The organism is Sphaerisporangium perillae, from assembly GCF_023276435.1.
Classification (GTDB): Bacteria; Actinomycetota; Actinomycetes; order Streptosporangiales; family Streptosporangiaceae; genus Sphaerisporangium; species Sphaerisporangium perillae.
The window spans coordinates 1-13,893 of record NZ_JALLPO010000084.1; the positions used below are offsets into that span (position 1 = coordinate 1).

A 13,893-nucleotide genomic window follows, 5' to 3' on the forward strand; every position below is an offset into this window, starting at 1 on the left:
GCGACGGTCAGCACGTCCGGGTCCACGGTGGGGCCGCCGGCGGGGACCGTGACGGTGACCGAGTGCAGCAGGTTGACACGGTGCCGTACGCGCGATGGCAGTACCTGTTCGAGCTTGGCCAGTGCGCGTAGCGAGGTTTCCTCGATGCCGTTGACCGTGCCGCTGGCGGCGGTGCGCAGCCCGATGGCGACGGCCACGGCCTCCTCGTCGTCGAGCAGCAGCGGCGGGAGCTTCGTTCCGGCGCCGAGCCGGTAGCCGGCCGCGCCAGGGGTGGCGTGCACCGGGTAGCCGAGGTCGCGCAGTTTCTGGATGTCGCGGCGCACGGTCCGCACGTCGACCTCGAGGCGCTGCGCCAGGTCGGCGCCCGCACCCATGCCACCGCATGGGGTACGGCTACTGCCATACTTCGACGCCTACACCGTTGGCTGCCACCCGCGTGAGCGACTCTTCCCCGGACCTGCCGCGCAACGCCCGCTCTCCGGTGGTCAGGCCGGCAACTTTCCGGTATTGCTCATCGACGGCACCGTTGCGGGGATCTGGCACTGCCGCCGCGCCGGACGCGGGCTGGACATCACGGTCGAACCGTTGACCACACTCACCATCGTCGAGCGACGAGAACTCGACAACCAGGTGAAGCGCATCGGAGAGATCCTGGAGGGCGAACCACGGTTGACCATTGCCACGGTCACCGTAGGCGGCCACGCGTAAGCCGCCAGTGCATCGGCGAACGCGGTCAGGCCATCGTGATCATGTCAAGCATCAGGTGAGGCCACGTCGTCAAGCATCATGCGAGACCAGGTACGGCGAGCGGCGGGTTGTCCCGCCTGGTGCGCGACAGAGGCAGGGTGCTCAGCAGGCGGTCTGTCACAGGCTGCATCTATTGTGAGCGCGTGAAGCGCCAGCAACGTACGGAGACCTCCGGTCCCCTTTCCGGTCACGTGCGAAAGGGACGCCGGTACCTCTCGCCACTCGCCGCGACCCGCGTACTGAACATAGAGCACCCTTGATGGAGCCTGAGATCACAACCCCAGCCTTCGGCACCGGACGTACTACCCCGCAGCGGTCCGGGGACGAGCTCCAGGTGAGCCGCTCGTCGATCCAGGAGGCCCCGCGCGTGCTGGAGAGCAGGGGGACTCCGCTCGACGACACACCTGCCTACGTTGTCCCCGAGGTCGCCCCGGCCGGGTGGTCCGCCCGGGCCGGTCGCCAACGCGCCTGGGTATGCCGAGCTGTCCTCACCCTCATCATGTTGGTGCAGGCACTGCTGTCGCTGCGACTGCACAACACCGCCTTCATGGACGAGGCGCTGTACATCTACGCCGGCCACATGGAGCTCGCCCACATCTTCAACGGGGCTCCAGTGATCTCCTGGTACAACAGCACCTTCTCGGGTTCACCCGTGCTGTATCCCGTGCTCGCCGGGGCCATGGACTCTCTCTACGGCCTGACCGGGGCACGCGCCCTGAGCCTGTTCTTCATGCTTGCCTGCACAGGCTTCCTCTATTCGCTGACCCGCCGCCTCTTCAACGAACGCGTGGGCCTGTTCGCGGCCATCCTCTTCGTAGCCTCCCAGTCGACGATCGTCCTGGGTTGGTTCGCGACCTACGACTCCGCGGCCCTGTTCCTGTTGGCCTTTGCCGCGTGGGTCGTGGTGCGCACCGACCGGGCCAATCCGTTCACGGTCCTGTTCGCCGCACCGATCCTGGTCCTCGCCTTCTGCACCAAGTACGCCGCCGGACTCTTCATCCCCACGGTCGTCGTCCTGGCCGTCATCGTCGCCTGGCCCCATCGGGGCGCCCGCGCGCTCTGGCGCGGGGTGCTGCTGTCAGCCGCCCTGGGAGCCATCGGCGGCACGGTGCTGTACGGCAGTTCCATCATGGCGGGCATCCAGTTCACCACCACCTCCCGGGCTCACGGCACCAACTCCATGAGCTCGCTGATCAACGTGTCCGCCGAATGGATGGGGTTGGCCCTCGCCGTAGCGTGCTGGGGGGCACTGTCCTACGTGCGGCGCGGCCGGATCGGCGAGGTCACCTCTGCGGCCCGGCAGACCACTGGCAAAGAGCCGGGCAGGATCTGGCGCACGATGCTGTGCCTCCTGCTCTGCGGGACGGGTCTGCTGGCCCCGGCCTACCAGATTCACTTGTCTACCTCGGTGTCCCTCTACAAGCACGTCGGGTTCGGCCTCTTCTTCTTCGCACCACTGGCCGGGCTGGGTGTCTCCAGGATCGTCGGCCCGCATTTCCGCCGCACCGCGATCGGCGTGCTGATCGTCCGCACCGCGATCGGTGTGCTGATCATCGTGCTTGCGCTCTCCTCGAGCATGGCGCAGTCCCAGTGGCGCTACGCGACCTGGCCGGACTCGACGCAGCTCGTCAACCTGCTCCGTCCATACGTGAACAGCAAGGGCCTGTATCTCTCGGACGTCGCGCAGGTCCCCACCTACTATTTCCAGAACATCACCAAAGCGAATCAGTGGACACGTACCTACCACCTCGACTACACCGACACCAAGGGCGTCAAGCACACCGGTACGGGTGCCTATACGGCAGCCATCGATGATGGCCGCTACAACTTTGTGGTGCTGCAGATGCCCGGAGTCTCGGCGATTGATCAGGCCATCGCGAAGGCCCTGCCGAGTAGCGGCAAGTACCGCCTCTACGCGGTGCTGCCATTCACCACCACCTTCGGGGACGGCTCCTACCAGATCTGGACGAGGACATCGGATCCGCGTGGAGCGTCAGCTGATCAGCGTGGAGGACTGGGTTGAGCAGGCGGACTCCGTAGGTTCGCCATGGATGCCGGCTGAGCTAGGTTGCGGCGGGTTCTTGGCGGCGGGTGCGTTCGGCGAGGGCGTGTTCGTCGGTGCGGGCGTCGTAGGTGCGGAACTTGGGAAGCACGGCGGCCATGGCGGCGACCGCGCCCATGCACAGCAGGCCCCCGACGCCGAGCGAGAAGCGGGTGCCGCCGGCCTGGGCCATGAATCCCGCCCGCGCGTCGCCGAGCATGGGACCGGTGGAGTAGGACAGCAACTCGATGCCGGCCAGTCGCCCGCGGTACTCGTCGGGGATGGTCTGGTTCCTGAAGGTACTCTCAAGGGTATTCAGGAAGGCGGACCATGGCGGAGCGGTCGGCGTCGGTGCCGGTGCCGGTGGTGTCGTACGCGCGCATCTCGGCTGACACCAAGCGCGACGGGCACGGCGTCAAGGATCAGCACAAGGTCAACCGGGAGACGGCCGCCCGGTACGGCTGGACGGTCGTCCACGAGTTCACCGACAACGACAAGTCGGCCGCGCGTCTCGACATCGTGCGGGACGACTTCGAGGAGATGCTGAGGGCTCTCAAGGCCGGAAGGCTGCCGGACGGCACGGCGATTCGGGGCGTGGTGGTCGTCGCCGATGACCGGCTGGCGCGGCGTCCTGGCGACTATGAGCGGTTCCTGGATGCCTTCACGCACAACGAGGGGTTCCTCTTCGCTGACGCCAAACAGGACATCGACCTCTACAACGAGGACGCCGAGACCATGGGTCTCATCGGCGTCGTCTTCTCCAAGAAGGAAGTCCGCAAGATCGCCCGGCGTACCCGGCAGGGCCACCGTAGGCGCGCTGAGCAGGGTATCCCGGTGGGCGGCCATCGGCCGTTCGGCTGGAAAGACGATCGGGTCACCCTCGACCCGGCGGAAGCGGAGCTGATCCGTACGGCCGCGCAACAGTTCATCGCTGGGCGCTCCCTCGGCTCGATCGCGAACGAGTGGCAGCGCAACGGCGTTCTCACCCCGCGTGGCAACCCCTGGATCACGAAGACGATCAAGCGGATGTTCCTCAACGCGCGCAACTGTGGATGGCGTGAGCTACACGGGGAGTTGGTCCGCGACGGCAATGGGAACCCTGTCGTTGGCGCGTGGGAGCCGATACTGACCACCGACCAATGGATGGCCGTGCGAGCGCTGATCGATACCCGCAAGGGTAAGCAGCTCGACAATAACGGAGCCGTCGTCGGCGTGTTGCCGCAGGATTTCCGGGATCACCGTTACTTGCTGACCGGCATTCTGCGATGCGGGCGGGCCAAAGAGGGCGGCGGCATTTGCAACAGGCTGCTTCGCGTCAAAACCTATGCCGGGAAGAAGCCCTGGGGATACGTCTGCGAGTCTCCGAGCGCGGGCGGCTGCTCGGGCGTCGGCCGGCGGGGAGACCTGGTGGACTTCTTCATCTCGGAGCTGGTCATCCACAAGATGGAGCAAGCGCAGTTCGCCAAAGCCGAGGAGACCGGCGAGTGGCCGAACGCGCAGGAGTACGAGAAGGCCAAAGAACGGCTAGAGGAAATGACACGGCACTGGGAGGAAGGAAAGGTGTCCAACGATCACTATTTCCGCATGCTCCCGAGGTTGGACAAGAACGTCAACCGGCTGCGCGCCGAAGAGGCGAAGTTCAGGGCGTCCGTCGAACGTCGCCAAACCCGGGCCAAGATCGACGTCGCGGAGATCCGGCGGCGCTGGTACCTGCCTGAGGACGAGGGCGGTATGCCGCTGTCCCAGAAGCGCACTCACATCCGGGAGGCGCTAAACGCGGTGATCGTGCATCCAAGCGGCAGGGGGAACAAGCCGTTCAACCCCGATCTGCTTGAGCCCATCTGGCGAGAGTAGACGTCTTGGGACGTCCTGCGGCCGTCGGGAGCCGTGACCCTTACCCGAGGGCGATGGCTCCCTTACTTTTGCCCCTACAGTGCCACACGCAGACGGACGTTTACGGACTTTCTCGGACGCGGAGAGACGTCTAGGGACGCGGACGCTAGAGGAACCCTGATCTGTCCCTATTCGTTGTCAGGTGGTAGTTCTAGAAGTGTCCGATGCTACCGACCACGAGTGATAGGAACAGCGAGAACCGATACACGACACGTACAGGCGCGAATACAACTACCGGGAATACAAACACAAATAATATGGTTGTCGTTCCGCTGGATGTGCCCGGCCCAGCGGTAGGCCAGAAAATAGGCACGCCAACCGGTCTATAAGAACGTCGCGCACAACACTAAACACTCCATATTTTCTCTCGCTGAAAGCACTATCGCCGCACGATGCCTTGTCTTCGTTATGGCTGGCGATGGTGCTTTCCCCTTCCCGCGCCTCGGTGGCTCCCTACGGCGAAAGGAGCCCCTACTGGTACCCGAGGAAATGGGACCGTATGCCGCGCTTGCTGAGGAGTGGTGCAAGCGCAAACTGGATGAGTCGCCTCACTGGTCGCCTGACAAGTGGCGGCGCTTCGCCATCATTCACGGTATCGAGTACGTCAGTGACGCACACGGTAACGTCTCCGTACCTCCGGCCGAGAGCGGGAGGGACGCCGCGTGAACGAGGTCCCCTCCTTCTCTCCTGAGATCTTCGCTGCTGCGCAACGTGCGTCCATGCCCGACTTCGTCCGATGGCAGGAGATGGTGCGCGCTACCGGCGGCTGCGCTGAGCCGATCCGGCTTCAAGGGCATCGGGTGACCTTCGATGCCGGGTTGGAGGTGCTGGACGTCTACCGGACGGCTGACGAGCCGACCGGGTACCTGCTGACGGCGTGCGGCAACCGTCGCGCGTCTCGGTGTCCCGCGTGCGCCGAGGTCTACCGGGACGACACCTACCACCTGATCCTGTCGGGCCTGCGGGGCGGCAAGGGCGTACCTGAGGAGGTGAGCGCGCATCCTCGGGTGTTCGCCACCTTCACCGCCCCCTCGTTCGGCGCGGTCCATGCTCGTCGGGAGAGGGACGGCAAGACGCTGCCGTGCCGTCCTCGGCGGGACAAGCCTCTGTGCGAGCACGGCAGGCCGGAAGGTTGCGGGGTGCGGCACGAAGAGGGTGATCCGCAGATTGGACAACCGGTGTGCGTGGACTGCTACGACTACCGGGGGGCCGTGCTGTGGAACGCTCATGCGGGGGAGTTATGGCGGCGCTTCACTCAAGCGCTCCCGGCCACCTTCGCCCGTCTGTTCGGCGTCTCACGGGCCGCGCTACGGCGTCGGCTCCGGCTGTCGTACGCAAAGGTGGCTGAGTATCAGGCTCGGGGCCTGGTCCACTTTCACGCCGTGATCCGCCTGGACGGGCCGGATGGTCCGTGCGATTGCCCCCCGGACTGGGCGACCGTTCCTGTGCTTGCGGCGGCCATCCGGGAGACGGCGGCCGGGATTGCTGTCCCCGTACCGGAGGACGCTCCCGCCTTCGTCGCCCGATGGGGTGACCAGCTCGACGTGGAGCCCATCTACGTTGCCACCGCCCTGGAAGGGCTGGCCGATCAGCGGGTGGCGTCGTACATCGCCAAGTACAGCATCAAGGGCGCCGAATCTGCGGGGACAGTAGACCGGCCGATCCGGCAGATGCGCGACGTTGCCTTCCTGAATGTCACCGAGCATGCCCGGCGCATGATCTACACGTGCTTCGTCCTTAACGATCAGCCCGAGTACCGGCTGATTCCGTTTCGGCGGTGGGCGCACATGCTGGGGTACCGGGGGCACTTCTCCACGAAGAGCCGCCACTACTCGACCACGCTCGGCACGCTGCGACAGGTACGGGCGGACCATCAGGCCGAACAGTCTCGGCAACGGCGGGGCCTGCCCGATCCTGGTGAGCGGCAGACGGTGACAGTGGGGGAGTGGCGTTACGCGGGAAGCGGCTACCGGCACGGGGGAACGCTTCTGGGCCGAACTGGCTCGGCAACGCATCGCCACAGCTCGCCGACTCGCACGGAAACAGCCTCGCGAGAGTCCCCCGCCTGACGCGGTCTGACCCCCATGCGGAGTGGTGCGGCCGGCGGAATGACCGAAGGTCACCCGATGGGCGAGTGCTGAGCGAGTTCGGCCGGCGCCACCACGGCGGAAGGCTCATCACCTGCGGTCATGTGATCAGCCCCCGTCGGCAGGGCAGGTGCAGATCACTCCCAACCTGCCAACTTGGTGCGATGTCCTGTATGTGGGTGGAGCGGCGGCAAGGGAATCGGGGAGCGATGTCCCTAGCCCTTTCCAGGGACATCCACCTTGCCGCCGCTCCGGTCTGGGGGCAGATCTCCTCATCGCGCACTGGTGTGACATCGAGAGAAGCGGCGGCCTGATCCAGCCCCTCCCGGTCGAGGTTCCAGCGTTCGATGAGTCGCCGTGCCTGCTGGTGTCGCCGGTCTGCCTCGACGCTGTCGGCGACTGTCCGGCGGGCTGTTGCCGCAGTCTCACGTAAAGCGCGTACCTGCTCCTCCGTGGGCTCAGGACGGTTCACGTTGCCGGGGATAATAAACACCATGGCCGGGATCACCCCCGCGCCTGTACGCGACCTCGAACCACGCCGTGCGTCCCGCGTCGTCCTCGTAGATTCCCCAGCGTTGCGACAGCGGGTCAACGAGCATCAACCCGCGTCCACCCTCCGCCAGCACATCGCCGCGCACGCACGGGACGGTGTCGCCTCCGCTGTCGACTACATCGACGTGAATGAAGCAGTGACAGTCGGCAAGGGCAAGAGACACCGATCCGCCATTCCGAGAGTTGGAATGAATCACGGCATTGGTGACGAGTTCGGACGTCAGTAGCGTCACGTCGTCCAAAGCTGGGTGCCTTGTGCCGAGTTTCCGCCGCACGTACTCGCGAGCTGCTGCTACCGACTCCGGAGAACCGGCGAGCTCGGTAACGCCTAGCAAGATTCCTGTTGCTATGCACTGTTCCTGTGTATCCGCACGAATGTCCGTATCCTTGGAACCGCCGATCACGACTCCAGCCCTTCTTGCGCGCGGATCTGTTCGGCGAGTTGACCAACGTCGTTGGCGCTGAGGGTTTGGCAGAGACCACTTTCGAATTCGTCCTCTGAGAGGTGTCGGCCGTTTCGCGTCGCCCACACGCGCCCCTCGGAGCTTCGCCATATGCACCAGCCGGGGAAGGCGCTCTGCAAATCGGCGAGAACCTTCGGGGTCGACATGGAGTAAGCATTGATCGTGTCCAGTGACGAACCAACCACGTTTGCGAGACGTCCAGGACGTTTCAGAGTTAGGCTTGGAAACGTCCCTCACGTCCCCCAGCAAGAGGTGTACCGTGGCGAATGTCTCCTTGCGCCGTGCCATGCAGGACGCGAAGATCACCGAGCACCATCTTGCCGAGCGTTGTGGAGTGGACGTCAAGACCGTGGCGCGCTGGGTGCAAGACGAGACGCGAATTCCGCATCAACGGCATCAGTGGAGTGCCGCTGAGGCCCTAGGAGTTGATTCGGCCGTGCTTTGGCCAGAGGCGATCCGTAACACTGTCAAGACGGGACCTGACCGAGAGGTCCTGAGTGTCTATCCGTATCGGTCGGCATGTCCCAAGTCGATATGGCGTAATTTGATCAGCTCGGCCGTCGGGGAGATCACACTAGCTGGGTACACGAACTACTTTCTCTGGCTGGAACACCCTAACCTGGCAAAAGTCCTCAGGCGTAAGACCGAACAGGGGTGCAAGGTGCGCTTCCTGGTCGGAGACCCGGATAGCGAGGTCACGCGTCGTCGCGAAGAGATCGAAAGTGTTCCCCTGACGGTTTCGACTCGCATTCGGATAACACTTGCCGAGCTTGAGCAGCTTCGCGATGTTCCCGGCGTAGAGGCGAGGTTCAGCGATGAACACATCGCCATGAGTGCTTTCAGGTTCGATTCCGAAATGCTCGTCACGCCGCATCTCGCGAAGCTGGTCGGGCACGACTCCCCGATGTTGCACCTCAAGCGCCATCAGGATGACGGGCTGTTCGACCGGTTCGCTTATCACATCTCCGAACTGTGGAGTGCCGGTCGCGCCATCTAGATCACTTGCGCAGGCTGGCGCCCATCGTCGCCCGCCGATCGCCCCCGGCCCGTGCGCAGGCCGGCCGCAGCTAGGCGATCGTAGGGTGGTAGTGGGACATCCCTGCTGGCTGAGGGGCCGCCGTCTGAGGATGGCGTGGCCTCCGGGACCGGCCCCCAAAGGACGCATGCGCGGGGAGTCGCTGGCCGCTGGCAGGGGCCCGGCGATCGCAACGAGCGTTTCATCGTGTGGAACACCGCTCGGCCACACTGCGGGCTGGTGGCAGGCATGAACGCTATGGACAGGCCCGTGGTACGGGGCAGGAAACCCCTTTGGGGCTGACGCGGTCCAGGGGGCAGCATGTAAGTATGCGTTCTGATGTCACGTTGCGGCCGCTCGATGAGAATCTGCTGCAGGACCTGCTGGATGTTGCCGCCGCCGATGCGGACCCCCTTGAGGTGATGCCACCCGTGGATGGACCCGCAGGGTGGACGACCGAGTGCCGGACGGCGTTCTTGCAGTTCCACCGGTCGAGGTCGCTGTCGGCTGAGCCGGTGGAGAGCACGTATGCCATCGTTGTGGGGGAGACGGTGGTGGGGGCTGCTCGGTTGTTCCCGCTCAAGGACGCGGAGCATGCGGTCGAGGCGGGTGTGTGGATCGGACGCTCGCACCGCGGTAGCGGAGTCGGCGGTGTGGTGCTCAGGGATCTACTGGACCTCGCTCGTGCCGACGGCGTCGAGCGCCTGTTCGCGAGTACGACCGCCGATAACACGGCCACTCAGCGCCTGCTCGCCGCGCTGGGCGTCGACCTCGTCCGTGAAGGCGACGTGGTCACGGCGTGGGTGGACCTCGTCGATGTCAGGTAGAGAGCCAGGCCAACATGGACTGCGGCCGGTGCCGTGTGGTCGCGGAAGGAAGGGTTGCTGTATCGGCAGCTGTACAGCATCACTGCGACGTCCGCCCCAGCACCCATCGGTGGCGAAGCATGGCTTCATGCCGCTGCTGATCGCCATGCCGCTAGTGATGGCCGACACTTTCCCCTGTGGACCACAAGCCGGTCGAGGAAGCACGGCGTTGGCTGGCAGAACAAGGCGTCGCCCAGGCAGGTGACGGCGCATGGACGAGCGACCAAGGCACGGCCGACGAGCTGCTCGCGTCCAATGATGTGGCTCATGCGTGGACGAGAGCGGCACTGGAAGACCCCGATCTTGATGCGGACGCTGGGCTGCGTCTCGCCCTGGGTCTCCTGGACCTCCTCGACGACTACTGGGTGACATGCGAGATCCGCTTCGCCATGGCAGATGCGCACGACCTCAATGCCGGACTGCTATGGGAGGCTTACCGTCGACGGCCCATGTGCCCTGAGCGTGCCCTGCCCTCGTAGATTTGGGTGTTCTCCGACACGTGATCCGGTCACCCGCGAAAACAGCTCGATCATGTTGATGACCAGGGGCTACGCCTGCGGGCGTCTCGCATCGCTTCTCGCTGATTCTGGTGCTCCCACGGAACAGCGACGGAACAAGACCAGGGCTTGGAGGCGGCTGTGGCGATGCCGAAGAAGGGCTCGCGGCTCATCACCAGCACCGTCTTCGGCCAGCGTGTCAGCCACAAGCCGACCTACCGCCAAGGCAACAGCTGGAGCCCTCTCAGCTCCGCCGTCGAGCGAGCCGAGGAGCCGGGAGCCGTCCTCGTGTGGGACGACTCGGGGCAATGGGGCTCGGCATTCACGCTCACCGTCGCTGAGGACGAGCTGGCCGCGCTCCTGGGCGAACCGCCCCCTAGACCAGGGCTTCTACCGATCCCGGTGGGAACGCGCCACGCCTGCACAGCGAGACTACTTGTGGGCGACTGGCCCATGATAGTGACGGCCCGAGCCGGTCTTCAGAGGTGGCTGCCGTCTGGGGAGGACTCCAACGTCACTTGGGCCAGGACGGGACTCTCTGATCAAGAAGGGACTCGTCTATGCACCCGAGCATGGACACGTCGCGTACACAGTTCCGCGCATGGCTGGCGGACTTCAGCAGCCGCCAGCCAAGCGATTGATGAAGGTATCAGTCGAGGGATAGCCCTGCGGCCGGAGTCACCCGGGCGGCCCGGCGCGCCGGGAGAACAGCGGCGAGTAGTCCGGCCAGGGCGGCGATGAGGACGACGACGCCGAGTTGTGGCCAGGGGACCTGCATGGTGGCTTCGCTGAGAGCCCGCGTCACGACCGTCTCGTAGCCGACCCAGGCGAACCCGACGCCGATCACGGTGCCGAGCAGAGTGGCCACCACCGACAGCAGCACCGCCTCGGCCGCCAGCATCCGCCGCAGCTGCCTGCGGGTGAGCCCGAGCGCGCGCAGCATCGCGTGTTCGCGGGCGCGTTCGAGGACGGAGAGCCCCAGGGTGTTCGCGATCCCGATCAGGGCGATCACCACGGCGATGCCGAGCAGGCCGAGCACCGACCAGGTGAGGATTCGCAGCTGTTGGTCCTCCGTCGCCTGGGCCTGCAGCTGGTCCTCGAGCTTCGCGCCGGCCGCATCCGCCAGCCCGTCCAGATCGTCGACGAGCTCGAGCGGGTTGGCGCCTGCGGAGGCGCGGACCCAGATGACGTGCGGTTCGGGGGAGTCGGTGAGCTGTGCCAGGGTCACGGGCGCGACCACGCCCACCCGGCCCCAGCCGGTGCCGGCGACGACCTGCAACTGGGCTCGCCGGTCGCCGGCGCGCACCGTGACCCGGTCACCGGGCCGCAAGCTCAGGTTCTTGTCAAAGGCCGCATAATCGAGTCTGATCTTCCCCGGCTCCACCCGGGCGAACGACCCACCGTCGCGGGCCACCTGCTCCGCGTCCGGCGCGGTGACGACCAGGATCGGTTCGTCGAGCCCCGCCACCTGAGCCATGGCGCCCTCCACCGGTATGGCCTGCTCCACACCGGGAGTGCGACGTACCTGGTCGAGGAGGTCGGTGGTGACCGGCGTCTCGGGCGAGGTGAGCGCGACATCGATGGGGTGATCCCTGTCACGTTCCTCGTCCACGGCCGCACGTGTCGTGGCCGATCCGGTGAGCACTGCGGTCGTCAGGGTGACGCAGACCAGCAGGGAGGCGGTGGTGGCGGCGGTCCGGCGGGGGTTGCGCACGGCGTTCTTGGTTGCCAGCCGCCCGGCGGGGCCGAGCAGCGCGCCGGTGATCCGGACCAGGCGGGGAACGAGCACCGGCCCGAACAGGAGTACGCCGGTGAACACAGATGCTCCGCCGGCCACCATGAACAGCGTGCTGTCCTGGATCATCGCCATACCGAGCAGGGCCAGCCCGGTGACCAGGAGGAGTGCGGCGAGCGCCAGCCGTACCCGGCCGGTGGCGGTGTGCACGACTGCGGCCTGCGGGCGCAGTGCCGCCAGCGGGCTCACCGCGATCACCTGCCGGGTCGGCAACAAGGAGGCGAGCATGGTGACGAGCAGGCCGACGGTGAACCCGCCCAGCAGCCAGGGCACAGGCGGTGCGGGGGCGGCCATCGGGGTGGTGGGTGCGAGGGTGTTGATCAGGGCGATCAGCCCGTAGCCGAGGCCGACGCCGATCAGTGTCCCGGCCAGTGACGCGAGCACGCCGACGGCGGCGGCCTCCCGGCGTACCGAACCCAGCACCTGCCGCCGGGTCGCGCCGACGCAGCGCAGCAGTGCGAAGTCGCGCAGGCGTTGCGCGAACAGGATGGAGAACGTGTTCGCGACGACCAGGACCGAGACGAAGACCGCGATGGCGGCGAATACCAGCAGCATCAACGCATACGCGTCCGTCCGGTTCGCGAGCTCGGCCATGCCTGCCGTGACGTACTCCTCCGGCGAGTACAGCGCGGCGCCCTCCGGGAGCTGGCCTACCTCCCCGCGTACCGCCACCCTGCTCACGTGGAAGGAGGGGTGGTCGCGCCAGTGCAGGAACTGCGGCCAGGTGACGTACACCGAGGCCTGGGCCGTGGGAGAGGGCGACTCCACGAGGCCGACCACTACTAGGTCGGTCGCGGTGGCGCCCTCGCCGATCCGAATCCGGTCGCCGATCGCGATTTCCCTGGCCTGGGCGTCCCACACGTGCACCACCGCCTCGCCCGTGCGTTCCGGGAAGCGGCCTGAGATGAGCTTCTGCCAGCGCATCTCCTCCGCAGGGGCGATCGGCCCCACGGTCATCTCGGAGGCCGACCTGTCGCCCGTGCGCGTCGGCAGCAGGACCCGGCCGAGCCCGGATGCGTTCTCGCCAAGGCGCTCGACGATCTCGATCGCGACTGACGTGTCCAGGGTGTCCTCCACGTGGTCGGCGTCGACCACGTGGTCGGCATTGCGGAACGGCGCCCCGGCGCTCGCCATGAATCCGGCGCGTGCCCCGGACGTGAGCATGCCGATCACGACGACGAAGGCGACCGAGACGATGACCGCGATCGCCGCTGCGACGTACCTGCGGGTGTGGGTGCGCAGCGACGCGAGGAAGACGGTGCGCATCAGGCGATCCGCCCGTCCTGCATGGTGACCACGTCGTCGGCGTAGGTCGCCGCGTCCCGCTCGTGGGTGACCATCACGACGGTCTGGCCGAGCTCGCGCGCCGACCGTCGCAGGTGGTCCAGCACCTCCGCCGAGGTGGTGCTGTCCAGGTTTCCGGTGGGCTCGTCGGCGAACAGCAGGTCCGGCTGGGTGATCAGGGCCCGGGCGATCGCGACCCGCTGCTGCTGGCCGCCGGACAGCTCTGCGGGCCGGTGGCCGAGCCTGTCGGCCACGCCGAGGGTATCGGCGAGTGTGTGCGCGCGCTCCCGTGCCGCGTCGTCGATCCGGCGACCGCCCAGCTCGAGCGGGAGCATGATGTTCTCGAGCGCGGTGAGCATCGGCAGCAGGTTGAACGACTGGAACACGAAGCCGATGTGCTCGCGGCGGAAGATTGTGAGCGCGTCGTCGTCGAGTGATCCGAGGTCGGTGCCGGCCACGGTGACTGATCCGCCCTACGCTTTCCGGACAGCTGCTTAACGGCTAATTCACGCTGCGAGCTGCTGGTTCAGGTACTCGTCGTGGACCTGTTGCGGGGTCCGGTAATCGAGTCCTGAGTGGCGGCGCCTCGAATTGTATCGGAATTCGATGTAACGAGCAACGTCGCGGCGGGCTCGTTCGCGAGTCGGATATT

At 66.2% G+C, this 13,893-nt stretch carries 13 protein-coding genes and 1 pseudogene; 8 read left to right on the forward strand and 6 right to left on the reverse strand.

The window, feature by feature from the left end; translation table 11 throughout:
- Positions 1-374, reverse strand: a 374-nt coding sequence (locus tag MYF83_RS41605; protein WP_248966333.1) for a helix-turn-helix transcriptional regulator, incomplete at its 3' end; no start/stop codon positions are given.
- On the opposite strand from MYF83_RS41605, the gene MYF83_RS41610 reads away from it, so the two are divergent.
- Both MYF83_RS41610 and MYF83_RS41615 read left to right on the forward strand, forming a co-directional pair.
- A complete protein-coding gene (locus MYF83_RS41610; protein ID WP_248966334.1) occupies positions 373-708 on the forward strand; it encodes a DNA glycosylase AlkZ-like family protein in 336 nt (111 codons plus the stop codon). The genes MYF83_RS41605 and MYF83_RS41610 overlap by 2 nt on opposite strands.
- A gap of 298 nt (positions 709-1,006) precedes the next feature.
- On the forward strand, positions 1,007-2,770 hold the full coding sequence (locus tag MYF83_RS41615) for an ArnT family glycosyltransferase (RefSeq protein ID WP_248966335.1): 1,764 nt from the start codon (positions 1,007-1,009) through the stop codon (positions 2,768-2,770).
- A gap of 40 nt (positions 2,771-2,810) precedes the next feature.
- On the opposite strand, the gene MYF83_RS41620 is transcribed toward MYF83_RS41615, so the two are convergent.
- Positions 2,811-3,032 (reverse strand): hypothetical protein, encoded by a 222-nt coding sequence (locus MYF83_RS41620; protein ID WP_248966336.1) that lies wholly within the window; start codon positions 3,030-3,032, stop codon positions 2,811-2,813.
- 86 nt (positions 3,033-3,118) lie between these two features.
- Between MYF83_RS41620 and MYF83_RS41625 the strand changes: the two genes are divergently transcribed.
- Both MYF83_RS41625 and MYF83_RS41630 read left to right on the forward strand, forming a co-directional pair.
- Positions 3,119-4,642 (forward strand): recombinase family protein, encoded by a 1,524-nt coding sequence (locus MYF83_RS41625; RefSeq protein WP_248966337.1) that lies wholly within the window; start codon positions 3,119-3,121, stop codon positions 4,640-4,642.
- Positions 4,643-5,343: 701 nt separating this feature from the next.
- Positions 5,344-6,750, forward strand: coding sequence for a replication initiator (locus MYF83_RS41630; RefSeq protein ID WP_248966338.1), 1,407 nt, complete (start codon positions 5,344-5,346; stop codon positions 6,748-6,750).
- 476 nt (positions 6,751-7,226) lie between these two features.
- On the opposite strand, the gene MYF83_RS41635 is transcribed toward MYF83_RS41630, so the two are convergent.
- Positions 7,227-8,072 carry an ATP-binding protein gene (locus MYF83_RS41635; RefSeq protein WP_308201584.1) on the reverse strand — a complete coding sequence of 282 codons (846 nt, stop codon included), beginning with the start codon at positions 8,070-8,072 and terminating at the stop codon, positions 7,227-7,229.
- Here MYF83_RS41635 and MYF83_RS41640 point away from each other — a divergent pair.
- The 4 genes from MYF83_RS41640 (at position 8,044) to MYF83_RS44895 (ending at position 10,826) form a co-directional block, all read left to right on the forward strand.
- Positions 8,044-8,781 carry a helix-turn-helix domain-containing protein gene (locus tag MYF83_RS41640; protein WP_248966340.1) on the forward strand — a complete coding sequence of 246 codons (738 nt, stop codon included), beginning with the start codon at positions 8,044-8,046 and terminating at the stop codon, positions 8,779-8,781. The genes MYF83_RS41635 and MYF83_RS41640 overlap by 29 nt on opposite strands.
- Positions 8,782-9,128: 347 nt before the next feature.
- Positions 9,129-9,626, forward strand: coding sequence for a GNAT family N-acetyltransferase (locus tag MYF83_RS41645; protein WP_248966342.1), 498 nt, complete (start codon positions 9,129-9,131; stop codon positions 9,624-9,626).
- 176 nt (positions 9,627-9,802) lie between these two features.
- Entirely contained in the window at positions 9,803-10,144 is a 342-nt protein-coding gene (locus MYF83_RS41650; RefSeq protein WP_248966343.1) for a hypothetical protein, read from the forward strand.
- Between the two features lie 514 nt (positions 10,145-10,658).
- Positions 10,659-10,826 (forward strand): DUF8462 domain-containing protein, encoded by a 168-nt coding sequence (locus MYF83_RS44895; protein ID WP_504975035.1) that lies wholly within the window; start codon positions 10,659-10,661, stop codon positions 10,824-10,826.
- On the opposite strand, the gene MYF83_RS41655 is transcribed toward MYF83_RS44895, so the two are convergent.
- The 3 genes and pseudogenes from MYF83_RS41655 to MYF83_RS41665 all read right to left on the reverse strand — a co-directional run.
- On the reverse strand, positions 10,812-13,223 hold the full coding sequence (locus tag MYF83_RS41655; protein WP_248966344.1) for an ABC transporter permease: 2,412 nt from the start codon (positions 13,221-13,223) through the stop codon (positions 10,812-10,814). The genes MYF83_RS44895 and MYF83_RS41655 overlap by 15 nt on opposite strands.
- On the reverse strand, positions 13,223-13,699 hold the full coding sequence (locus MYF83_RS41660) for an ABC transporter ATP-binding protein (RefSeq protein ID WP_308201583.1): 477 nt from the start codon (positions 13,697-13,699) through the stop codon (positions 13,223-13,225). Before MYF83_RS41660 ends, MYF83_RS41655 begins: the two co-directional genes overlap by 1 nt.
- Before the next feature lie 48 nt (positions 13,700-13,747).
- Positions 13,748-13,893: pseudogene (locus MYF83_RS41665) on the reverse strand (IS3-like element ISAar4 family transposase); the annotation flags it as partial.